At 70.9% G+C, this 23412-nt stretch carries 18 protein-coding genes; 16 read left to right on the top strand and 2 right to left on the bottom strand.

Features of this window, described 5'->3' with window-relative positions; all coding sequences use genetic code 11:
• Positions 1-176 precede the first annotated feature (176 nt).
• From CDO52_RS19295 to CDO52_RS19260, 8 genes are all read left to right on the top strand, one after another.
• Entirely contained in the window at positions 177-635 is a 459-nt protein-coding gene (locus CDO52_RS19295) for a DUF4282 domain-containing protein (protein WP_017619180.1), read from the top strand.
• Positions 636-854: 219 nt separating this feature from the next.
• Positions 855-1400, top strand: a complete 546-nt coding sequence (gene ruvC / locus CDO52_RS19290) for a crossover junction endodeoxyribonuclease RuvC (protein ID WP_017619179.1) — start codon at positions 855-857, stop codon at positions 1398-1400.
• Between the two features lie 76 nt (positions 1401-1476).
• A complete protein-coding gene (ruvA, locus tag CDO52_RS19285) occupies positions 1477-2091 on the top strand; it encodes a Holliday junction branch migration protein RuvA (protein WP_017619178.1) in 615 nt (204 codons plus the stop codon).
• A 96-nt stretch (positions 2092-2187) separates the two neighbouring features.
• On the top strand, positions 2188-3255 hold the full coding sequence (ruvB, locus tag CDO52_RS19280; protein ID WP_017619177.1) for a Holliday junction branch migration DNA helicase RuvB: 1068 nt from the start codon (positions 2188-2190) through the stop codon (positions 3253-3255).
• 218 nt (positions 3256-3473) lie between these two features.
• The gene (gene yajC, locus CDO52_RS19275) at positions 3474-3854 is read left to right on the top strand and encodes a preprotein translocase subunit YajC (RefSeq protein WP_017619176.1); all 381 of its coding nucleotides are present in this window, start codon (positions 3474-3476) and stop codon (positions 3852-3854) included.
• A gap of 233 nt (positions 3855-4087) precedes the next feature.
• A complete protein-coding gene (locus CDO52_RS19270) occupies positions 4088-4636 on the top strand; it encodes an adenine phosphoribosyltransferase (protein WP_017619175.1) in 549 nt (182 codons plus the stop codon).
• 575 nt (positions 4637-5211) lie between these two features.
• Positions 5212-7392 carry a RelA/SpoT family protein gene (locus CDO52_RS19265; RefSeq protein ID WP_026125887.1) on the top strand — a complete coding sequence of 727 codons (2181 nt, stop codon included), beginning with the start codon at positions 5212-5214 and terminating at the stop codon, positions 7390-7392.
• 183 nt (positions 7393-7575) lie between these two features.
• Positions 7576-7953: a cupin domain-containing protein gene (locus CDO52_RS19260; protein WP_017619173.1), complete on the top strand. Its 378-nt coding sequence runs from the start codon at positions 7576-7578 to the stop codon at positions 7951-7953.
• A 146-nt stretch (positions 7954-8099) separates the two neighbouring features.
• Here the strand turns inward: CDO52_RS19260 and CDO52_RS19255 are convergent, their stop codons facing one another.
• On the bottom strand, positions 8100-9332 hold the full coding sequence (locus CDO52_RS19255; RefSeq protein ID WP_017619172.1) for a DUF349 domain-containing protein: 1233 nt from the start codon (positions 9330-9332) through the stop codon (positions 8100-8102).
• Positions 9333-9920: 588 nt separating this feature from the next.
• Here CDO52_RS19255 and CDO52_RS19250 point away from each other — a divergent pair.
• The 4 genes from CDO52_RS19250 to CDO52_RS19235 all read left to right on the top strand — a co-directional run bounded on the left by CDO52_RS19250 (position 9921) and on the right by CDO52_RS19235 (position 17090).
• Positions 9921-10604, top strand: coding sequence for an MBL fold metallo-hydrolase (locus CDO52_RS19250; RefSeq protein ID WP_017619171.1), 684 nt, complete (start codon positions 9921-9923; stop codon positions 10602-10604).
• Between the two features lie 260 nt (positions 10605-10864).
• On the top strand, positions 10865-12643 hold the full coding sequence (aspS, locus tag CDO52_RS19245; protein ID WP_094932591.1) for an aspartate--tRNA ligase: 1779 nt from the start codon (positions 10865-10867) through the stop codon (positions 12641-12643).
• A 921-nt stretch (positions 12644-13564) separates the two neighbouring features.
• Positions 13565-15760, top strand: a complete 2196-nt coding sequence (locus CDO52_RS19240; protein ID WP_017619169.1) for a SpoIIE family protein phosphatase — start codon at positions 13565-13567, stop codon at positions 15758-15760.
• 10 nt (positions 15761-15770) lie between these two features.
• Positions 15771-17090: a replication-associated recombination protein A gene (locus CDO52_RS19235; protein WP_017619168.1), complete on the top strand. Its 1320-nt coding sequence runs from the start codon at positions 15771-15773 to the stop codon at positions 17088-17090.
• Positions 17091-17123: 33 nt separating this feature from the next.
• Here CDO52_RS19235 and CDO52_RS19230 read toward each other — a convergent pair whose 3' ends face one another.
• Positions 17124-18656 carry a serine/threonine-protein kinase gene (locus tag CDO52_RS19230; RefSeq protein ID WP_017619167.1) on the bottom strand — a complete coding sequence of 511 codons (1533 nt, stop codon included), beginning with the start codon at positions 18654-18656 and terminating at the stop codon, positions 17124-17126.
• A gap of 462 nt (positions 18657-19118) precedes the next feature.
• Here CDO52_RS19230 and CDO52_RS19225 point away from each other — a divergent pair, with 462 nt between their 5' ends.
• The 4 genes from CDO52_RS19225 (at position 19119) to ruvX (ending at position 23298) form a co-directional block, all read left to right on the top strand.
• Positions 19119-19511, top strand: a complete 393-nt coding sequence (locus CDO52_RS19225) for a DUF948 domain-containing protein (RefSeq protein WP_017619166.1) — start codon at positions 19119-19121, stop codon at positions 19509-19511.
• Positions 19508-19846 (top strand): hypothetical protein, encoded by a 339-nt coding sequence (locus tag CDO52_RS19220; RefSeq protein ID WP_017619165.1) that lies wholly within the window; start codon positions 19508-19510, stop codon positions 19844-19846. Before CDO52_RS19225 ends, CDO52_RS19220 begins: the two co-directional genes overlap by 4 nt.
• Positions 19846-22524, top strand: a complete 2679-nt coding sequence (gene alaS, locus CDO52_RS19215; protein WP_017619164.1) for an alanine--tRNA ligase — start codon at positions 19846-19848, stop codon at positions 22522-22524. Before CDO52_RS19220 ends, alaS begins: the two co-directional genes overlap by 1 nt.
• A gap of 294 nt (positions 22525-22818) precedes the next feature.
• The gene (ruvX, locus tag CDO52_RS19210; RefSeq protein ID WP_094932590.1) at positions 22819-23298 is read left to right on the top strand and encodes a Holliday junction resolvase RuvX; all 480 of its coding nucleotides are present in this window, start codon (positions 22819-22821) and stop codon (positions 23296-23298) included.
• Positions 23299-23412 lie beyond the last annotated feature (114 nt).

Genomic DNA, 23412 nt, shown 5'->3' with positions numbered 1-23412 from the left:
GAGTATTCGGTCGATATCCCCGAGATCAACGAAAGAAGGACGGCGTGTGACGCGGCGGGCGTGCATCGTGAGCAGGGCGGCGGTCGATATGGTGGGCGACGCTGAATCGCGGCCGCCGTGTCCATCGGCCGCGGCGTCCGCAGTCCCCCTCCGAACAATGGTGAGGAACCAGGCTGATGAATGCCCCCGGCGAGTACCCCTACGACCCCTCCCAGCAGTACGGATACCAGCAGCAGCCACCGCCCGGCGGCCCCGGCACCCCACCGCCAGGCGGTCCCTACGGGCCGGGCACCCCGCCCCCGCCACCAGGCGCGCCCGGGCAGCCGATGCCGACGGAGAAGGGCTTCTTCGGGTCGCTCTTCGACTTCTCCTTCCGGGAGTTCGTCACATCCAAGATCATCAAGCTGCTGTACATCCTGTGGCTGGTGCTCATCGGCATCTTCACCCTCAGCGGCGTCATCACCTCCTTCGGCTTCATGGCGATCGAGCCCGTCAGCGGTTTCCTCGGCCTGCTCGGCACCATCCTGGGCGGCGCGATCGCCGTGCTCATCACCCGCGTCGGGCTGGAGCTGCTCATCGTCGTCTTCCGTATCAGTGAGGACCTCTCGGCCATCCGCAAGCGCGGCGGCTTCTAGCACACCGTGACGTCCACCGCGGACCGCGCGGCGGTCCCGTTCACTCCGGACATGCGCGGGGCGGTCGTCCCGCGCATGTCGGGATCTCCCGCTGTCCGCACGTGACGGTAGGCTCAGCCTGCGAACGGGCGTTCGATGCCCGTTGCGCCCCCTTTTTCGAGACAGCGTGCGCCCTGCGTCCAGGGCCACCACCCTTTCGAGGACAACGGAGGATTCCGCGTGCGGGTTCTGGGAGTCGACCCGGGGCTCACCCGGTGCGGCGTCGGCGTCGTCGACGGCGCGATCGGACGGCCGCTGCGCTTCGTCGCCGCGGGTGTCGTCCGCACCGCGGCCGACACCGACCTGCCCGACCGGCTCCTGGGAATCGAGGAGGGCATGGAGGCGTGGCTGACCGAGCACCGCCCCGACGCGGTCGCGGTCGAGCGCGTCTTCGCCCAGCACAACGTCAGCACGGTGATGGGCACCGCCCAGGCCAGCGCCATCGCCATCACCTGCGCGGCCCGCCGCGGCCTGCCCGTTGTCCTGCACACCCCCAGCGAGGTCAAGGCGGCGGTGACCGGCAGCGGCCGCGCCGAGAAGGCCCAGGTGCAGCACATGGTGGCGCGGCTGCTCAACCTCGACACCGCGCCCAAGCCCGCCGACGCCGCCGACGCGGTCGCGCTGGCCATCTGCCACATCTGGCGGGGCGGCGCCCAGGACCGGGTGGCCAAGGCCCAGCAGGAGTTCGCGCGCAAGGTCGAGATGGCGCGGCGCGTCCGGAGATGACGGACGGCCGGGGCCCCGCCCACCTCCCGCGCCATCGGAACCACCCCAGCAGCAACCAGAGAGGAAGAGGGAAGCCGTGATCGCGTTCCTCAGCGGCCGCGTGGCGGCCCGGAGCATCGAAACCGCCGTCATCGAGGTGGGCGGCGTCGGGATGACCGTGCACTGCACCCCCGCCACCCTCGCCACGCTCCGGGTGGGCGACAGCGCGACGGTCGCCACCTCCCTCGTGGTCCGCGAGGACTCCCTCACCCTCTACGGCTTCGCCGACGACGACGAGCGCGACGTGTTCGAACGCGTCCAGACCGCCAGCGGCGTCGGACCCCGGCTCGCGATGGCCATGCTCGCCGTGCACACCCCCGACGCCCTGCGCCAGGCCGTGGCCGCCGAGGACACCGCCGCGCTTACCCGCGTGCCGGGCATCGGCAAGAAGGGCGCCCAGCGCATCGTGTTGGAACTGCGGGACAAGCTCGGCGTGCCGGCGAGTGTCCCGGTCGCGGGCGACGGCGCGGCCGCCCCCAGCCTCGCGGTGACCGCGCCGTGGCGCCCCCAGGTGGTCTCGGGGCTGGTCAACCTCGGCTGGTCGACCAAGGACGCCGAGGCCGCCGCCGACACCGTCGCCCCCGAGGCCGACGAACACCCCGACGTCGCCGTCCTCCTGCGCAGCGCCCTGCGCAGCCTCAGCCGGGCCTGACCCACCGCCCGGGCGGCGGCCGCCGGGGGTGGACCGCGCCACCCCGCCCCCTGACCACCGCGGGCTCGAGCCCGGAGAAAGGAAACCGCCTCCGCCATGACCGAGCACGAACGTGAGATGGTCTCACCCGACGCCGACCTGGACGACCGGGCCGTCGAGGGCGCCCTGCGGCCCAAGCGGTTGGAGGACTTCGTCGGCCAGGAACGCGTCCGCGAGCAGCTGTCCCTGGTGCTGCGCGGCGCCCAGCGGCGCGGCCGGGCCCCCGACCACATCCTGATGTCGGGCGGGCCGGGCCTCGGCAAGACCACGCTCGCCATGATCATCGCGGCCGAGCTCGGCGCCCCGCTGCGGATCACCTCCGGCCCCGCCATCGAGCGCTCCGGCGACCTCGCGGCGGTGCTGTCCACCCTGCAGGAGGGCGAGGTGCTCTTCCTCGACGAGATCCACCGCATGGCGCGGCCCGCCGAGGAGATGCTGTACGTCGCCATGGAGGACTTCCGCGTCGACGTCGTCGTCGGCAAGGGGCCCGGGGCGACTGCCATCCCGATCGACATCGCGCCGTTCACCCTCGTCGGCGCCACCACCCGGGCCGGGCTGCTGCCCGCCCCGCTGCGCGACCGCTTCGGGTTCACCGCGCAGATGGACTTCTACCGGGCCGACGAGCTCGAACACATCCTGCGCCGATCGGCCGGGCTGCTCGGGGTGGACCTGGAGGACGACGCCGCCGTCGAGATCGCCGGGCGCTCGCGCGGGACGCCGCGCATCGCCAACCGGCTGCTGCGGCGCGTGCGCGACTACGCCGAGGTGCACGGCGACGGCCACCTCACCCTCGGCACCGCCCGCGCCGCCCTCACCCTCTACGAGGTCGACGACCAGGGCCTCGACCGGCTGGACCGCGCCGTGCTCGACGCCCTGATGCGCCGGTTCCGCGGCGGACCGGTCGGGCTGTCCACCCTCGCGGTGTCGGTGGGGGAGGAGCCCGAGACCGTGGAGGTCGTGGCCGAGCCATTCCTGGTGCGCTCCGGACTGATCGCCCGCACGCCGCGCGGACGCGTGGCCACCCCCGAGGCATGGGCGCACATGGGCCTCACCCCGCCGCCCGACGCCGCGTTCGGTGCCGGGATCTCCGACGCCGCGCCGGTGGAACCACCGGACCCGTCCTGACCTCCAGGTTTCTGCCGGCTGTGAAGCGCGTAAGCTGAAGTGGCGGACCTCACCGGAGCGAGGCCGCCCCCACCTCGCGGCCGGGAGCGCCGTAGGGAACGGCGAGCGCGGGCGACCGGGAACATGTGCCCCGCGTCGCCCGTTGACCAGGGCGCGACGTTCGCGTCCCACGCCCGCGTGGCGGTGGCCACGAGGAAAGACGTAAGGAAGGACACCCCGTGCAGGGCCATGACATTCTCGCAGCGGCCGCCCAGCAGGACGGCGGCAGCATCCTTGGGATGATCCTCCCGTTCCTGCTCATCGCGGTCGTCTTCTGGCTGCTGATCCTGCGCCCGCAGCAGAAGCGGCGCCAGCAGGAGAACCAGATGCAGAGCACCCTGCGGCCGGGGGTGGAGGTGCTCACCAAGGCCGGGTTCTACGGCACCGTGGTCGAGGTCCGGGAGAACGAGGTCGAACTGGAGATCTCGCCCGGCGCCCGGATCCGGCTGCTCAAGGTCGGCATCGGCGATGTCGTCACCCCCGGGCAGGGCACGCAGGACGACACCCCCGTCGAGGACCGCCCCGACTTCCCCGGCGGCTCCGACGACACCAGGGGCTGACCACTCCACCGCTGGAGACGACGCACCGGTGACCTGCCGCGGTCGACCCTAGGGTCGACCGCCGCACGCCGGTCGGCGACCGCACCGGCCCCGCTCTGCGGGGCCGGTGCGCCGTGTTCCGGACCCACGTGGTGGTCCCCCGTCCGGTCACCTCCCCCGCGTACCCCTAGGATCGCGCTGAGCGGCGCATTTCCCACGAAACTCCTCCGCAGAAGGTGAGACGACCCCCGATCATGGCCGAACAGCTGACCCAACGCGCGGACCTGAGCGACCTCATCGCGGCGGGAATCCGCGATATCCCCGACTTCCCCAAGCCGGGCGTCACGTTCAAGGACATCACCCCGCTGCTGGCGACCCCCGAGGCGCTGCGGGCCGTGGTGTCCGCCGTGGCCGAGCAGTACGGGACGGACGGCGTCGACGCGGTCGTCGGCCTGGAGGCCCGCGGGTTCATCCTGGCGACCCCGATCGCGCTGGAGCTCGGCGCCGGATTCATTCCGGTCCGGAAAGCGGGAAAACTCCCCGCGCGGACGCTGCGGGAATCCTATGATCTGGAGTACGGCACCGCGACGGTTGAAATGCACGCCGACGCGATCACTCCGGGTAGCCGCGTGCTCATCGTCGATGACGTGCTGGCCACAGGCGGCACAGGACGGGCCGCGGTGGAGTTGGTTCGCAGAGCGGGTGGTACCGTCGTGGGATTCTCGGTCCTGATGGAGCTCGCATTCCTCCAGGGCCGCGATCAGCTGACCGACGTGGACGTCCACGCTCTCACCGTGGTCTGAACCCGCATGCCCGGCCCGGCGTCCCGGTTGCCCGGGTCCGCCCTCCGACGTGCGGAGACGCCCCCAAACCGGGCATTAGACTATCGGGCATAACCGAGCTACGACGGCGCGTTGGTACTGGTGAGCCGATCGTTCACGACGCAGACGTCAACCCGGCGGGCCGCGAAGGCGACGACCGTTTCCTTTTCGGGCTTCCGGGCCAAGCCGCGGGAGGGATGTCCATGCCACGTGAGGTACTTTCGGCCAAGACGGTGCCCGAGGGCCACGACTCGCCGACACCCGCGCTACGACCCGCGTCCTCGGTATCTCCCCAGGAAGAACGGTCGCGAAGATCAGAGTGTCCGGTGGGCGCCGCGGAATCCGCGGCGCCCACCGCGCAACAGGACCCGGAAACCCATACGGCTCCGGCCACAGGACGGCCGGAGGTGGACAGCCCTGCGGCCGCGGACGGTTCCGCCGCGGAACCGGGTGGTGATCCCACCGGACGGCCCGCCTCCCCCGGCCCGCCTGGTCCGTCGTCTACCGTGCGAGTACGCCGTCGGCTCGCGCGACTCGGAGCCCAGCGGGGGGTGACCATGAACCCGGTTCTCGAACCACTGATCAAGACCGTACGCGCGACCCACCCCAAGGTCGACGTGCGGCTGCTGGAGCGCGCCTATGACGTGGCCGCTCACCACCACCGGGATCAGAAGCGCAAGAGCGGCGACCCCTACATCACCCACCCGCTCGCCGTCGCCACCATCCTCGCCGAACTGGGCATGCAGGAGCCCACGCTCGCCGCCGCGCTGCTGCACGACACCGTTGAGGACACCTCCTACACGCTCAACCAGCTGCGCGCCGACTTCGGGGACGAGATCGCCGAACTCGTCGACGGCGTCACCAAACTCGACAAGGTCAAGTACGGCGAGGCCACCCAGGCCGAGACCGTCCGCAAGATGGTCGTGGCCATGTCCCGCGACATCAAGGTCCTGGTCATCAAGCTGTGCGACCGGCTGCACAACATGCGCACCCTGCGCTACCTCCCGCAGCGCAAGCGCGAGCAGAAGGCGCGCGAGACGCTGGAGATCTTCGCCCCGCTGGCCCACCGGCTCGGTATGAACACCATCAAGTGGGAGCTGGAGGACCTGGCGTTCGCCACCCTGTACCCCAAGCGCTTCGACGAGATCGCCCGCCTGGTCTCCGAGCGCGCCCCGCGGCGCGACGTCTACCTGCAGGACGTCATCGAGGCTGTCTCCGCCGACCTGCGCGAGGCCAGGATCAAGGCGACGGTGCGCGGCCGCCCCAAGCACTACTACTCCATCTACCAGAAGATGATCGCCCGCAACTGCGGCTTCGAGGAGATCTACGACCTCGTCGCGGTGCGGGTCCTGGTCGACAGCGTCCGCGACTGCTACGCGGCACTGGGCACCATCCACGCGCGGTGGAACCCGGTCCCCGGGCGGTTCAAGGACTACATCGCCATGCCGAAGTTCAACATGTACCAGTCGCTGCACACGACGGTCATCGGTCCTTCGGGCAACCCGGTCGAACTCCAGATCCGCACCCGCGCGATGCACCGCCGCGCCGAGTACGGCATCGCCGCGCACTGGAAGTACAAAGAGGACCGGACCACCGGCGGCAAGGAGAGCGGCAAGTCCAAGGGCGCCGGGGACATGGCCTGGCTGCGCCAGCTCATCGACTGGCAGCAGGAGACCAAGGACCCGGGGGAGTTCCTCGACGCGCTGCGCTTCGACCTCTCGGTGCAGGAGGTCTTCGTCTTCACCCCCAAGGGCGACGTCATCGCGCTGCCGCAGGGCGCCACCCCCGTCGACTTCGCCTACGCGGTGCACACCGAGGTCGGGCACCGCACCGTGGGCGCGCGCGTCAACGGGCGGCTCGTCGCGCTGGAGAGCGAGCTGCACAACGGCGAGACGGTGGAGGTCCTCACCTCCAAGACACCCGACGCCGGGCCGAGCCGCGACTGGCTCAACTTCGTGAAGAGCGCGCGGGCGCGCAACAAGATCCGGCAGTGGTTCACCAAGGAGCGCCGCGAGGCAGCGATCGAGCAGGGCAAAGAGGCCATCGCCCGGGTGATGCGCAAGCAGGAGCTGCCCATCAAGCGGCTCTTCAGCGGTGAGGCGCTGATCGCCCTGGCCCGGGACCTGCGCTACAGCGACGTCGACGCGCTGTACGCCGCCGTCGGCGAGGGGCACGTCGGCGCGCAGAACGTGGTGCAGAAGCTGGTGGACTCCCTCGGCGGGATCGAGAGCGCCGAAGAGGACATCGCCGAGTCCTCCCTGCCCACCCGGTCGAAGCCCAAGCAGCGCCCGGGGGGCAACCCCGGGGTGGTCGTCGAGGGCGACTCCGATGTGTGGGTGCGGTTGTCGAGGTGCTGTACGCCCGTGCCGGGCGACGACATCGTCGGGTTCGTGACCCGCGGCAACGGCGTCTCGGTGCACCGGCGCGACTGCGTCAACACCCGTGCCCTGGACCCCGACCGCATGGTGCACGTGGAGTGGAAGCCCACCGAGGACTCCATGTTCCTGGTGGCCCTGCAGGTGGAGGCGCTGGACCGGTCGCGCCTGCTGTCCGACATCACCCGCGTCCTGTCCGACCAGCACGTCAACATCCTGTCGGCGACGGTGCAGACCAGCCGCGACCGCGTGGCGCTGAGCCGGTTCACGTTCGAGATGGCCGACCCCACCCACCTCGGTCACGTGCTGCGGGCCGTGCGCGGGGTCGACGGCGTCTACGACGTCTACCGGATGAAGAACTGAGCGGGACCGCCACTGTCAGGAACGCGGACACCGCGCACTGGGTCCGCGGCCGGGGGACCCGCGCCATCGGCGGCCGTTCTGCCGCCGTCCCAGGTCGGCGGGGTGGCACGATCGCAGGACCAACCGCGACCGGTGGCGGCGTGTCGGGCATATGGTCGCCCCTGGGCAGCGATACTGCCGAATATGTTGAAGTTCTCACTGGACGCTCTGGCCCGGAAGCACCTGGACACCGCGGCGCGGTCATCGGCCGGACGCAGCGCCGAGACGTTCTACGGCGGCCATGAACACGTCCTGCGGCAAACCCTGGTCGCGCTGATGCGCGGCAGCTCCCTGTCCGGGCACGAAACCCCGGGGGAGGCGACCCTGTACGTCCTCAGCGGCCGGGTACGGCTCACCGCCGACCTCGACTTCTGGGAGGGACGCACGGGTGACCTGCTCATCCTCCCCTCCGCCGAGCACAGCCTGGAGGCGCTGGAGGAGGCCGTCGTCGTGCTGACCGTCGCAATGACCGGGGAGAGCACGAACGGGTCCGCGTCCGCGATGAGGGGCACAAGCGCCTGAGGGGCCACGGGTTCGGGACGGCTCCGCGCTCTCGCGCACCCCCGATCCGAAGGCACCGCGGTGCGGTCGGAGCGGGCATTCGGACATGACACGGCCCGGTCCCGCTGACGGGACCGGGCCGCGCGGAGCGCGCGGAGCCTGGCGGCTCAGCTCATCTCTTCCAGGGTCTTCTCGGCCTCGGCCAGCCAGGAGCGGCGGGCCGTCAGGGCGTCCTCGACCTCGCGGATCTTGCGGTCGTTGCCGCTGGCACGGGCCTTCTCCAGCTTGGTCTCCAGCTCACCGATGGAGTCGCGCAGCTGGGCGATGGTGGCTTCGGCGCGGGCGCGAGCCTCGGGGTTGGTGCGGTCCCACTCCTTCTCCTCGGCCTTGCGGACGCCCTCCTCGATCTTGCGGAAGGCCCCCTCCAGGCGGTCGCGGGCGTCGCGGGGCAGCGGCCCCGTCTCCTCCCAGGCCTCCTGGAAGGCGCGGAGCCGGGCGCGGGCCTCGCGCGGGTCGGAGATCGTGGAGATCTCCTGGCGGGCCTCCTCGAGGATCTTCTCCTTGGCCTCGGCATTGACTTGGAGCTCGGCGTCGCGCTCGGCGAAGACGGCGTTGCGCGCCTGGAAGAACGTGTCCTGGGCGGCCTTGAACCGTGCCCACAGCTTGTCCTCGCTGGCGCGGTCGGCGCGGCCGGCGGACTTCCACTGCTGCATCAGGTCGCGGTAGCGCCCGGCCGTGGGGCCCCAGTCGGTGGAGTCGGCCAGCGCCTCGGCCTCGGCGACGATCTGCTCCTTGTCCTGGCGGATCTGCTCGCGCTGCTGGTCCAGCCCGGCGAAGTAGGCCTTGCGGCGCTTGGAGAAGGCGTTGCGCGCCGCCGACATGCGCTTCCACAGCGCCTGCTCGGTCGGGCGGTCGGCGCGGGGCGCGGCCTTCCACTCGTCGATGAGCTGGCGCATCCGCTCGCCGCCGGTCTTCCAGTGCGTGGTCTCCGCGGCCACGCGCTCCGCCTCGGCGACGATGCGCTCCTTGATGTCGCGCGCCTCGTTGCGGGCCGCCTCCTGGGCGTGCTTCTGCTCGACCTTGCGCTCCTCAGCGCGCTCGGTCAGCACGTCCAGCCTGCGCGTCAGCGCGTCGAGATCGCCGACGGCGTGGGCCTCCCGCACGGCGGTGCGCAGCTTCTCCACGCTGGACAGGGCCTGGGACGCCGAGAGGTCGGTGGTGCGGAGCCGGTTCTCCAGCAGGTCGACCTCGGTCACCAGGGCCTCGTACTTGCGGCGGAAGAACGCGAGGGCCTCCTCGGGCGCACCGGCCTGCCACGAACCAACGACACGTTCGCCCTCGCTCGTGCGCACGTAGACCGTGCCGTCGTCGTCTACGCGGCCCCAGGGGTCCGTGGTCACCGTGTCCTCCAGCTGTGATGTGCCTGACGCGGCGGCGCCAGGTCGTGTTTGTCGCGGCAGCCTACATCCTGAAGGTCCCGGCGTCCGGTTGTGCACTCCGGTCGACGGGGACTGACACGACGATGCATATGCACAATATCCGTACACACTGTCGGATATCGACGTCGTCTGACTACTGTTATCGCATCTCAGCGGGGTCGACCGGGGGCGTGGAACGCAGTGGTCGCAGCGCCGGGATGTCGGCCCGTCCCGGACACCTCGTTCAGGGACGCTGGCCGATATGACGACGACCAATATGGCATCGTCGGGCCGTTTGGCAAAGGGCCAAGTGGCGCGCGGTGATCGAATGGTGATGAAGCGGTACCTCCCGGAGATCCGGCAGAGGTCCACCGGCTCACGGCGGCGCTCCGCACCGGTCGGATACCCGGTCGCTCCGTCCGCCCGTCCTCGGTACCCTCAGGGGAGAGACACGGCCGCCGGGCCGCCGTCTCCCCGCCCATCCACGCGACCTTGCCGCCATTTTGCCGCCATCGACGCGCGGGCCGCGGGATCCGCACACGCAGACAGTGAATCGAGGACAGCCCCGCCGTGCTCATCGCCGCCTTCCCCGCCGGTCCGCTCGCCGCGAACTGCTACGTGGCCGCCCCGGCCAAGGACGCGGGGTGCGTGGTCATCGATCCCGGGCAGGACGCCGCCAGTGGCCTGAAGAAGATGCTGGACGAGCACGGCCTGCGTCCCGAGGCGGTCCTGCTCACCCACGGCCACTTCGATCACGTGTGGTCGGCGGCGCAGGTGGGCGCGGCCTACGGCGTTCCCGTCCACATCCACTCCGCCGACCGCGCGCTGCTCACCGACCCCGGCAAGGGGCTCGACGCCGCCCTGGCCGCGCAGCTGTCGGGCCTGCTCGGCGACGCCACGCCGGGCGAACCCGACGACCTGGTGGAGCTGGCGGGCGGCGAGACGCTGGAGTACGCCGGGCTCCGCATCGGCGTCGAGCACGTCCCCGGCCACACGCCCGGTTCGGTGGCCTTCGCCCTTCCGGGCGCCGACGACCACCCCGGCGTCCTGTTCACCGGCGACCTGCTGTTCGCCGGCTCGATCGGCCGCACCGACTTCCCCGGCGGCGACCACGGGGAGATCCTGCACAGCCTGGACCAGGTCTGCGCGAACCACCCCGAGGACACCGCGGTGCTTCCCGGCCACGGTCCGCAGACCACCATCGGCCGCGAGCGCGCCACCAACCCGTTCCTGCGAGATATCACCGGCCGCTAGCCCGGTGCGTCCGCGCGGACCGGGGTGGCGGCGCCGGCTGTTGTCGCAGGTCCGCGATCGCCTCGATGACACACGATGACAACGGTCACCGTGGTGCGTGCGATCGGTCCGATGCGGCGGCCCGGACCGTCCTGGCCGGGGCCGCCACCGGGGCCGGTCGCCGTGATCGGTGTGATCACCGCGCCCGCTGCGATGGACCGGCACTTCGCGCACGTCAGGCAAGATGAGTAGATACTTGAGAACGTTGAAGGAGAACCCCGTTGATCCGCACGCATGACGCCGGTGCCCTGCGCGCCGAGCATGCTGACGAGACCGTCGTCCTTGCCGGGTGGGTGGCGCGCCGCCGCGACCACGGCGGCGTGGTCTTCCTCGACCTGCGCGAAGCCTCCGGTGTGGTGCAGGTCGTGGTGCGCGAGGACGACCTCGCCCACGACCTGCGTGCCGAGTACTGCATCAAGGTGACCGGCAAGGTTCGCGTCCGCCCGGAAGGCAACGAGAACCCCGACATCCCCACGGGCGCGATCGAGGTCGTCGCCAACGAGATCGAGGTGCTGAGCGAGGCCGCCCCGCTGCCGTTCCCGCTGGACGGCTCGCAGGACATCTCGGAGGAGGCCCGGCTCCACTACCGCTACCTGGACATCCGGCGTCCGGAACGGGCCGCTGCGCTGCGCACGCGCTCCACGGCCACCTATGCGGTGCACGACGTCATGCGCAAGCACGGGTTCGTCAACATCGAGACGCCGAACCTGACCCGGTCGACGCCCGAGGGCGCGCGCGACTTCCTGGTCCCCGTCCGCCTGCAGCCCGGCCACTGGTACGCGCTTCCGCAGTCGCCGCAGCTGTTCAAGCAGCTGCTGATGGTCGGCGGGATGGAGCGCTACTACCAGATCGCCCGCTGCTTCCGCGACGAGGACTTCCGGGCCGACCGGCAGCCGGAGTTCACCCAGATCGACATCGAGATGAGCTTCGTCGACCAGGACGACGTCATCCAGGTGGGCGAGGAGCTGATCGCGCGCCTGTGGAGCGAGGTGCTGGGGTACGAGGTCCCCCTGCCGCTGCCGCGCATGCCGTTCCTCGAGGCCATGGACCGCTTCGGCTCGGACAAGCCCGACCTGCGCTTCGGCCAGGAGCTCACCGAGCTCACCGAGTTCTTCACCCACACGCCGTTCCGCGTCTTCCAGGCGCCCTATGTGGGCGCCGTGGTGATGCCCGGCGGCGCCACCCAGACCCGCAAGGAGCTCGACGGGTGGCAGGAGTGGGCCAAGGCGCGCGGCGCCAAGGGCCTGGCCTACGTGCTGGTCCAGGAGGACGGCACGCTCGGCGGCCCGGTCGCCAAGAACCTCTCGGAGGAGGAGCGCGCCGGTCTGGTCGACGCCGTCGGTGCGACGTCGGGCGACGCGGTCTTCTTCGCGGCCGGGGAGCGCCGCCCCTCCCAGGAGCTGCTGGGCGCCGCTCGCCTGGAGATCGGGCACCGGCTCGGTCTCATCGACGAGTCGCAGTGGTCCTTCCTGTGGATCGTCGACGCCCCGATGTTCGAGGAGGACGGCGACAGCGGCTGGACCTCGGTGCACCACCCGTTCACCGGTCCGAAGCCCGAGTGGGCCGACACCTTCCACAAGGACCCGGGCAACGCCCTGGCCTACGCCTACGACATGGTGTGCAACGGCTCGGAGATCGGCGGCGGCTCGATCCGTATCCACCGCGGCGAGGTCCAGCAGCGGGTCTTCGACGTGCTGGGGATCAGCAAGGCCGAGGCCGAGGCGAAGTTCGGCTTCCTGCTTGAGGCGTTCAAGTTCGGCCCGCCGCCGCACGGCGGTATCGCCTTCGGTTGGGACCGGATCATCGCGCTGCTGACGCACAGCGAGTCCATCCGCGATGTCATCGCGTTCCCGAAGACCGCGTCGGGCGGCGACCCCCTGACGGGTGCGCCGACGCCGATCACCGTCTTCCAGCGGCGCGAGGCCGGAATCGACGCGGACCCGGAGGCGGGCAAGGGCGAGAAGGCCGAGAAGGCGGAGAAGCCGGGGACGAGCGCGTAGACCGAGAGCACGGATACCGCCGAGACGGCGGGTCCACCGGCGAGATCACCACCAGGGGCGTGCGTCGCGACGCACGCCCCTGGTGCTGTTCTGGGGGGAGGGAGTTGAGCGGAGTAGCGGGGAATCGCGTCGCCCGATGCCGGACATCGGTCGCGCGGCGTGGCTGACGGCGTGAGCGCTGCCGGTGCGGAACGAGAATTCCTGGGCCATTGGGCCATAAGGCGGGGAAGTATCGTCTGGAGTCCCTGTCCGGCCATGCGCAGAGGCGTACAGTGGGGGCGGATGAGGGGGTGGTGCGGGATTTACTTCTTTGCCGCGCCGCATTGCAGGCAGCAGATGGTCTCACTATCGGGGTTGCTATAGCTGCACAGGCGGCAGGTCCAGTTGCGGACGATCAGGTGCGCTCGACAGATTCCCTGGGGGCGGGGCGTTGATTCGCACATGGGTGAATTGTAGAGGCTTGTACCTTCTTAAAGCTTGGTGCAAGCTGTCCGGTTGCGGCATGTTTCAGGGGCGAAGTGCGTGGTGCGGCCGGGACCGTTGGGAATCGGCGCCAATCGCGCGATCTCTCGTTGGGACCCGCGGGGTGCGGGGTCATGATCGGCGGCTCTGTGGCGTAACCTGGGTCCTGCTCAATGCGGGGCCACTGGGGAAGCGGTCACGCCGTAGTAACGATTACGGAAAAATGCCCCCTCCGCCAAGTGTTGATTCGATGGGGTTTTTCCCTTATGACTGATTTTCGTACAGTCGGGATAAAATGTCCTGCACGGTCGGAGAGGGAATCGACGCACCGCGGGCGCAATGTGGGAGGCGCTCTCCACCTGCCCGGACCGGCGGTCCTGTCGCTAAACTAAGCCGAATCGGATGTCTCTGGGGAGAGCGTGCACGGGCGCGGGTAGAGACCTCCGGGACGACACAGGGATGATCGATTACGTGAACGGCACAACCGGCTCAACCGGTGGCTTCGCCGGTTCCTCCGCAGTGCCCGGCGTTGACCCGGCCACGCTGGGAGATCACGTCGGCATGGCGTTCCGGCATGCCCCGATCGCCATGCTCGTCGCCGACAGCGGGGGACACATCCTGGAGGCGAACGAGGCGTTCGGCGCCCTCGCGGACCGAGCGCCGTCCTCGCTGCGCGGCCGATTCTGGCCCGAGCTCCTGGCCGAAAGCGACCGCGGCACCGGCTGGGACCTGCACCGTGCCGGGATGTCCGCCGCTGGCGGCGGCGGATCCCGGATCCTGCGGCTGACCGTCCCCGGCAACGAGCCCCTGCGGATGGTCGTCGAACTCCGCACACTGCCCGAGGCCGCCAGCGCCGCCGAGCCGGACACCAGCAACGGCACCGGCGCGGCCGACCCGGCCGAGGCCGTCAACGCGATCCCCTCCGCCAGACCCAGCGACGCCGACAACGGTGACGGCGCCCGCCGCGGCCCCTCCTGTGCGGCGATCCTCTTCCGCGAACCGCTGCCCGACGAAGAGACCCTGCGCATCCTCACCGAGCTGCGCACCGAGAACTCCGGCGCCGTCCTGTGGACCCTCGACCTGCGGACGGGGCGGCTCAGCGAGCTCTTCGGCCCCTCACCCCTGGGCCGCATGCTGGCCGGCGACGCCCGCGACCTCGAGGACTGCCTGGCCCAGGTCCACCGCGACGACATCGCCCGCGTCCGCGACGCACTGGAGGCCTCCCACCAGGGCCGCGACTACGAGCAGCGCTTCCGCATGTTCGACCAGTCCGGCGACGAGCACGCGCTGCACGCCCGCGCCCGCTTCGTCGACGGGGACCAGCCCCGGCTGATCGGCATCATCGACGACGTCACCGAGCACGTGCAGCTGGTCCGCCGCCTCGCCGACCGGCGCAGAATCGAGGCCGCGCAAGGGCGCCAAGTCACCGAACTGGCGGCGAAACTTGTCTCGGCCACCACCATCGACGAGGTCACCGGCCTCCTCACCGAGGAGTTCGTGCCGATCTTCGGCGGAACCACCGCACACGTCATGCTCGTCGTCGACGGTGTGCTCCGCGCGTCCCCCGCGTCGATCCGCAAGACCGACGCCATCGCCATGATCGACGGCCGCGACGCCGCCGACACCGCCTACCCCATGGGCGCGGTCGTCCAGGACCGGCAACCGCGCTTCTTCGAGAGCCGGGCCGAGGCGCTCGAACGCTTCCCCGCCGCCGCCGAGATCCTGCACCACACCAGCGCGCAGTCCTGGGCCACGGTCCCCATCTTCGGCGACCGCAGGGTCGCCCTCGGCGTCTGGCAGGTCGCCTGGAACCAGCCGCACCACGCCACCCCCGACGAGCGCGCCCTCATGCTGACCCTCGCCGGGCTGGCCGGCCAGGCCCTGCAGCGCGTCAGCCGCCAGCAGGCCGAGCTGGAACTGGCCGACGCCATGCAGCGGCGCATGCTCCCGCCCCTGATCCCCGGCTTCGACGCCCTCGACATCGCCGTCCGCTACCTGCCCGCCCGCGCCGGGTGGCGCGTCTGCGGCGACTTCTACGACGTCATCCAGCTCCCCGACAGCAAGGTCGGCCTCGTCGTCGGCGACGTCCAGGGCCACGGAGTGGAGGCCGCGGCCGCCATGGGGCAGATCCGCGTGGCGTTCCGGGCCTACGCCACCAACCAGGGCGACCCCGGAACCGTACTGGCCGAAACCAACCGCCTCCTCGGCGAGACCGGCGAGATCGTCTTCGCCACCTGCGGCTACCTCGTCCTCGACCTCGACAGCGGCGAAATGCAGGCCGCCTGGGCCGGCCAGCCTCCGGCCGTGGTCGGCACCTCGGAGGCCTTCGAACTGTGGGAGCCGGAGACCGGCCCGCCCGTGGGCGTCGACGCCGACGCCAAGTACCCCGTCTCCACCCGGCGCCTGCGGCCCGGCGAGAGCCTGCTCATGTGCTCCGACGGGCTGCTGGAAAGCTCCGAGTTCACCATGGACGCCGGCCTGCAGCAGGTCGGCACGATCGTCCGCGACCGCCACGACCAGGGCGTCCAGTCCATCGCCACCGCCCTGACCGAGCTGGTCCCGGCGGGACGCGGCGACGACATCGCGATCCTCGCCATCCGCATGCACGGATCCGGCAATGAGGACGCGCAACGGGGAGCTCCGCAGCGCTATTAGGCTGGACCACGTGTCCGAAACACTGTTCGACGACGCTGGCGCCGAAGCGCAGCGCAGCCAGGAGCCCCTCGCCGTGCGGATGCGTCCGCGGACCCTCGACGAGGTCGCGGGGCAGCGGCACCTGCTGGGGGACGGCAGCCCACTGCGTCGGCTCGTCGAGGACGACGCCCCCATGTCGCTGTTCCTGTGGGGGCCTCCCGGCACCGGGAAGACCACACTCGCCTCCGTCGTCAGCAGGGTGACCAACCGCCGGTTCGTCGAGCTGTCCGCCGTGACCGCCGGGGTGAAGGACGTCCGCGCCGTCATCGACGACGCCCGGCGCCAGATGGGCATGCGCGGCACCCGCACCCTGCTCTTCGTCGACGAGGTGCACCGGTTCAACAAGACCCAGCAGGACGCGCTGCTGCCCGCCGTGGAGAACCGGTGGGTGAGCTTCATCGGCGCGACCACCGAGAACCCGTTCTTCTCCGTAGTGAGCCCGCTGCTGTCCCGCTCGCTCCTGCTCACCCTCGAATCGCTGGGCGACGACGACATCCGGTCGCTCCTGGAGCGCGCCCTCACCGACGAGCGCGGTCTCACGGGCCGCTACGCCCTCACCGAGGAGGCGACCGAGCATGTGGTGCGCCTCGCGGGCGGCGACGCGCGGCGCTCGCTGACCTACCTCGAGGCGGCCGCGCTGGTCGCCGGGGAGCGCTCGGAGATCACGGTCGACGACGTCGAGCGCGCGGTCGACCGCCATGCCGTCCGCTACGACCGCTCCGGCGACCAGCACTACGACGTCATCAGCGCGTTCATCAAGAGCATGCGCGGCAGCGACCCGGACGCGGCCCTGCACTACCTGGCCCGGATGATCGAGGCGGGGGAGGACCCGCGCTTCATCGCGCGGCGCCTCGTCGTCCACGCGAGCGAGGACGTCGGCATGGCCGACCCCACCGCCCTGCAGGTGGCGGTCGCCGCCGCCCAGGCGGTGGACCTCATCGGCCTGCCCGAGGCACGGATCAACCTGGCCCAGGCCGTCATCCACATCTCGCTGGCGCCCAAGTCCAACGCCGTCATCGGCGCGATCAACGCTGCCATGGGCGATGTGCGCAAGGGACTGGGCGGGCCGGTCCCCCCGCACCTGCGCGACGGCCACTACAAGGGGGCCAAGGAGCTCGGCCACGGAAAGGGCTACAAGTACGCCCATGACTACCCCGGCGGCGTCGCGCCCCAGCAGCACGCCCCCGACGCCGTCGCCGACCGCGAGTACTACACCCCCACCTCACACGGCGCCGAGCGCCGTTTCGGCGAGATCCTGCAGCGGCTGCGTCAGGTGCTGCGCGGGCAGTGAGCCGCGTGCGACATCGGGCGCCGCTGACCGCGGTCACTCCAGAGGCTGCGGGAACAGCTCGGTGATCTCGACGATCCGCCGCTGTCCGTCCTCGTCCCGCTCCTCGGCGAACTTCACCTCGGCGATGACGAGGTCGCCCCACCCCAGGTAGTCGATGAACTCCTGGCCGGTCATCTCGTAGGTACCGCGGCCGTCCTCGATATGGCCCGGCCCGGGCTGGCAGAACCGGGCGCACCGCACCTCTGCCTCGGGGTCGATGACGGCCGTCAGCCGCTCGCTCGTCGTCTCGTCCCACATCGCCGCCCAGTCCCGCTGCGTCAGGAACCCGGCGTCGCCCTCGAATTCCTCCTCGTGCTCGACCTCGACATAGACCCACGGGCCGTCGTCCGGGTTCTCCTGCAGGGTGGGGTCGAACTTCACCACCGTGGTGCCCTTCTCCTTCGCCGGCGAGGGCGAGGCGGTCGCCGGGGCGGCCTCCTGCCGACCGCCCCCGCCCAGCGCGCCGTAGGCCGCCCACGCGCCCCCGCCGATGACGGCCAGCGCCAGGGCCGCGCCCACTGCCGCGAATACGGTCTTGCGGATCCGCAGGTCCGGACCCTCGTAGAGGGTGATCACCCGCGGCAGCCGCGCGGGCTCGATGACGCCCTGCCACTCCCGGGTCAGCACGCGGGTGACCGCCGTCCCGGGAACCGGGCGCTCGTCCTCCTCCGCGTGCGTCTCGGTCTGCTCCCACGCGGCGATCGAGCCGCCGATGAGCTCGCGGACCGTGGGCCGCTCGGCCGGGTCCTTGGCCAGGGCACGGCTGACCAGCGGCAGCAGGGAGGCGGGAACACCGGTCAGGTCCGGCTGCTCGTTGGCCACACGCGCGGCCACGATGTGTGGCTCGGCCAGCCCGAAGGGGAGCCGCCCGGTCGCGGCGAAGGTCATCACGCCGCCCCAGGCGAAGACGTCGGCGGCCGGGCCGGGCGGTTCGCCCGCGTGCCGCTCGGGGCTCAGCCAGGTGGCCGCGGACGAGCGCAGGTGCTCGTCGTCTCCGGGCAGCGCGCAGTCGAGGATGCGCGGCCCGCCCGTTCCGAGCAGGACGTTGCTGGGCTTGAGGTCGCCGTGCGCGACATTCGCGGTGTGCAGGGCGGCGATGCCCTCCGCCAGGCCGGCCGCAAGTGCGACGATCCGCCCCGGCCCCAGCCCGCCGCGTCTGCGGACGTACTGGGCCAGTGGGATTCCCGACACGTATCCCATGGCCAGCCACGGTGGCGACGCGAAGGCGTCGAAGGCGATCGGCGGGACGTAGCAGCGGCCGTCGACGTGCGACAGCGCCTCCAGGCGCCGGTGCAGCAGCTCGCGGGTGGCGTCGTCCTTGAGGTGGGGCGAGGTCAGCGCTTTGACGGCGACGAGGGGGTCGTCGGTGACCGCGGGGTTGACCGCCGCGTAGACGCTCCCGGTGCCGCCCGAGCCGATTCTGCCGATCACCAGGTAGGGGCCCAACCGGCGGGGTTCACCGCGGGTGAGGGGAAGGAGGTTCGCTGGTACCAGAACGGAGATCTCGCGCTGAGAGCGTCGGCTCATGGGGGTCCTGTCGTTCTATCCGTCGTGCCCCGGGGGGATGGGAGTCCGGCGGCGCAATCGTAGCCAAATCGCGTGCTCTGCTCAGATTCTCCGCCATCTGCCCGCGTTCGTCGATGTCCGGACGGCGTCCGATAGCGGAGGAATCCGCAGGCGTTCCGGCCGATGGCGGGTGCCGGCGGCCGTGCGTGCCGCGTTCCGCGACCGATGTCGCGGATGTCTCTCTCCGCTGGGCCCCTCTTTCGGGGCACGCAGCGGGGAAGCGGATAACCGCCGCATGGGACGCGATAGGGTCTGCCCTATTCGGATCTTCCGGCCCCCACCCAAGAGCAGCCGCCTGGGTCGCTGAGACTCCGGGGCGCACGGGCACCGTGCGCACGCCACGGTGCCGGGAGCGGTGCGGGGCCATTCCCCGCCACGTCCTGCCCGGAGACCGAACGACCCCGATCGTCAAACGGAGCCCTCATGCTGACCGGAGGAGAGCTGGCCGCCCTCATCGCCGCCGTGGTGTGGACGGTTCTGGTCGCGTTCCTCTGCGTGACCCTCGTCAAGCTCACACGGCTGTTGTCGGAGATGACCAAGGTCGTGTCGGACCTCGGCGAACGCGCCCGGCCCCTGCTGGACGACGTCGCCTCCACCGTGGAGCGCACCGGTACGTCCCTCGACCGCGTCGAGGAGATCACCGCCAACGTCGCAAACACCACCGAGGACGTCTCCACCATGACCGCCCTGACGCGCTCGGTGTTCACCGGGCCGCTGGTGAAGCTGGCGTCCTTCTCCTACGCCGTCCGCCGGGTGGTCGGTCAGCGCCGGGCCGTGGCCCTGGTACGAAGTCGTCGCAGGAAGGAACGCCGATGATCGGGCGTCTCTTTTATCTTGTCGCGGGCGCGGCCATCGGCGGGTATGTTGTGCACAGGCTCAACCGCACGGTACGTGCGTGGAGCCCGGGCGGTATCGCCGACCGCGTTGAGGGCCACGTAGCAGATCACCGCGCCGCCCTCCGCGAGTTCAACGAGGACGTCCTGGACGCCATGGAACACCGCGAGGCCGAGCTGCGGCGCCTCTATGGTGACGGGCAACGCGGCGAGCACAGCGGAAAGGGAATATCGCCCGGCCGCCCCGCGCTCCCGCCTGGAAGAGCAAACGAATCGCATGGCGCAACCGACGCCCCCTACCTGAAGGACGGCCGCTGATGGAGACGGCAGAAATCGCTCGCCGCTTCCTCACTTTCTTCGAGAACAACGGGCACACCGTGGTCCCCTCGGCAAGTCTCGTCGCCGAGGACCCCACGCTGCTGCTGGTGAACGCAGGCATGGTCCCGTTCAAGCCGTATTTCCTCGGCCAGCGGACGGCCCCCTACACCCGCGCCGCCAGCGCACAGAAGTGCGTGCGCACCGTTGACATCGACGAGGTGGGCAAGACCTCGCGGCACGCGTCCTTCTTCCAGATGCTGGGCAACTTCTCCTTCGGTGACTACTTCAAGGCCGAGGTCATCCCCTTCGCCTGGAAGCTGCTCACCGACCCCGTCGAGCAGGGCGGCTTCGGCCTCGACCCCGAGCGGCTGTGGGTCACCGTCTTCTTCGACGACGACGAGGCCGAGTCCATCTGGCGCGACAAGGTCGGCCTGCCCAGCGAGCGCATCCAGCGCCGCGGCATGGAGGACAACTTCTGGTCGATGGGCGTGCCCGGCCCCTGCGGCCCCTGCTCGGAGATCTACTACGACCGCGGCCCCGCCTACGGCGTCGAAGGCGGCCCGGTCGCCGACGAGAACCGCTACCTCGAGGTGTGGAACCTCGTCTTCATGCAGTTCGAGCGCGGTGCCGGTGAAAGCAAGACCGACTTCGAGATCCTCGGCGACCTGCCCAAGAAGAACATCGACACCGGCATGGGCCTGGAGCGCATGGCCGCCATCCTGCAGGGTGTCGACAACATCTACGAGACCGACACGCTGGGCACCATCCTCAAGCGCGCCGCGGAGCTCTCCGGCACCAAGTACGGCGAGAACGAGAATGTGGACGTCAGCCTGCGCGTCGTCGCCGACCACGTGCGCACCGCCACCATGCTCGTGGCCGACGGCGTCAAGCCCGGCAACGAGAAGCGCGGCTACGTGCTCCGCCGCATCCTGCGCCGCTCCATCCGCAACATGCGGCTGCTCGCCGGTGCGGCCGAGGACCGCCACTACATGCACGACCTCACCGCGACCGCCATCCGGGTGATGAGCGAGCTCTACCCCGAGCTGCGCACCAACGCCGAGGCGATCCACAGCGTGATCGACGCCGAGGAGAAGAACTTCTCCGACACGCTGCGCTCCGGCACGGCCCTGTTCAACCGCGCCGCGGAGCGCACCAAGGTCGGCGGGCACACCCAGTTCTCCGGCGCCGACGCCTTCCAGCTCCACGACACCTACGGCTTCCCCATCGACCTGACCCTGGAGATGGCCGCCGAGCAGGGGCTCAGCGTCGACGAGGGGACCTTCCGCTCGCTGATGCAGGAGCAGAAGGACACCGCCAAGCGCGACGCGAAGTCCAAGAAGCTCGGCAACGCCGACATCGGGGTCTACGCCCGGCTGCTCGACGGCTCCGGCGCGACCGACTTCCTCGGCTACACCGACCACGAGAGCGAGTCCCGCGTCCTGGGCCTGATCGTGGACGGCCAGCCCGTCACCGTGGCCCGCGCGGGCGACCGCGTCGAGCTGGTGCTCGACCGCACCCCGTTCTACGCCGAAAGCGGCGGCCAGCTCGCCGACAAGGGCACCGTCGCCAGCGACGGCCGCGGCCTCGTCGACGTCGACGACGTGCAGAAGCCCGTCCCCGGGCTGTTCGTGCACCGCGGCACCGTGCGCTCGGGCGAGCTCGCCGTGGACGACCACGTCCACGCCGCGATCGACGGCGACCGGCGCGCGTCCGTCTCCCGCTCGCACTCGGCCACCCACCTGATCCACTCGGCGCTGCGCAACGCCCTGGGCACCGGCACCGGCCAGGCCGGGTCGGAGAACCAGCCGGGACGGCTGCGCTTCGACTTCACCGCCAACAAGGCGATGACCCCGACCGAGCTCGCCGAGGTCGAAGAGGAGGTCAACACCGTCCTCTCCGGCGACATCCAGGTGCGCGACTTCCAGACCTCGCTGGACGAGGCGCTGGCCATGGGCGCCCTGGCCATGTTCGGCGAGAAGTACGGCGACCGGGTCCGCGTCGTGGAGATGAGCGACTACTCCCGCGAGCTGTGCGGCGGCACGCACGTCCCCGCCACCGGTCAGCTGGGCATCGTCAAGCTGCTCGGCGAGTCCTCGGTGGGGTCCGGAGTGCGCCGGGTCGAGGCCGCCGTCGGGATCGACGCCTTCCGCCGCCTGTCCAAGGAGTCGATGCTCGTCAGCCAGCTCTCCGACCAGCTCAAGACGCCGCGTGAGGAGCTGCCGCAGCGCATCGACACGATGGTCGCCCGCCTCCGCGCCGCTGAGAAGGAGATCGAGAAGCTGCGCGCGGCCCAGGTCCTGCAGGCCGCCGGCGGCCTGGCGGCCAACGCGCGCGAGGTCGGCGCGGCGCGCGTCGTGACGCACCGGGTCGACGACGGCGTGACAGGCGATGACCTGCGCAAGCTCGTCCTCGACGTGCGCGGGCGCCTCGGCGAGGACGGCCCGGTGGTCGTGGCCGTGGCGGGCGTCCCCAAGGACCGCCCGGTCGTCGTGGTCGCGGTGAACAAGGCCGGACAGGAGCGCGGCCTGGCGGCCGGTGAACTCGTCGGCGTCGCGGCCCGTGTTCTGGGTGGCGGTGGCGGCGGAAAGCCCGACGTCGCCCAGGGCGGCGGAACCGACGCCTCGGCCGTCGACACGGCCCTGCGCGCGGTGGAACAGAGGATTTCTGAGTCGGTGTGATCTCATATGGGGTGTGTCGGTCGTAACGGGATCGGCACACCCCGTTGGGATGCGTCCAGACCGCCCACCGCGATCGATCATCCCCGTGCGAGCGGACCGGCTATGTCCGTCCGTCTCATACGCCCGCAGGCACGCGGGGGGAGAAAGGAACCGAGAGTTGATTCCTCAATTCCTGCGCACCCATACCGTGGTCGCTCCTTCGGCAGTGTTCCCCGGGTGTGATTCTCGGGTCACCACCGCCTCGGCCACCGCCGTCGCCGCACCGGCCGCTCCGCACCAGGGGGAGCCCACTCGTTGAGGCACGGCGTACGTCTCGCGGTGGACCCCGGCAACGCGCGCATCGGGGTCGCGAGCAGCGACCCGAGCGGCCTGCTGGCCACCCCCGTCGAAACCATCCCCCGCGGCAGCGGTGACCTGGACCGAATCGCGCTGCTCGTGCTGGAGTACGAGGCACGCGAGGTGATCGTCGGCTACCCCGCCTCGCTGTCGGGGCAGGCGGGCCCCGCGGCCCGCGGCGCCCGCCAGTTCGCGCAGGCGCTCGCCGCGAAGCTCGCCCCGATTCCGGTCCGCCTCGTCGATGAGCGACTGACCACGGTCACCGCACAGGGCCAGCTGCGGTCGGGCGCCTCCTACGGCAAGCGCGGCGCCAAGGGCGGCAAGGCGCGCCGGTCGGTCATCGACCAGGCCGCCGCCACCGTACTGCTGCAGAGCGCGCTCGACATGGAACGGCAGACCGGGCGCCCCCCAGGGGAAGTGATCGGTGAGCCCGCATGAGCGACAACGACAACTACGGTGATCATCCCTGGGGCGGCCAGCCGCCCGCCGAGCGGCCGTACGGCGAGCAGCCTCCCTACCGGGGGCGCCGCGCCCGACGGGACCAGGAATACG

Source organism: Nocardiopsis gilva YIM 90087 (assembly GCF_002263495.1).
Classification (GTDB): Bacteria; Actinomycetota; Actinomycetes; order Streptosporangiales; family Streptosporangiaceae; genus Nocardiopsis_C; species Nocardiopsis_C gilva.
This window is presented reverse-complemented; position numbering and strand designations above follow the sequence as displayed.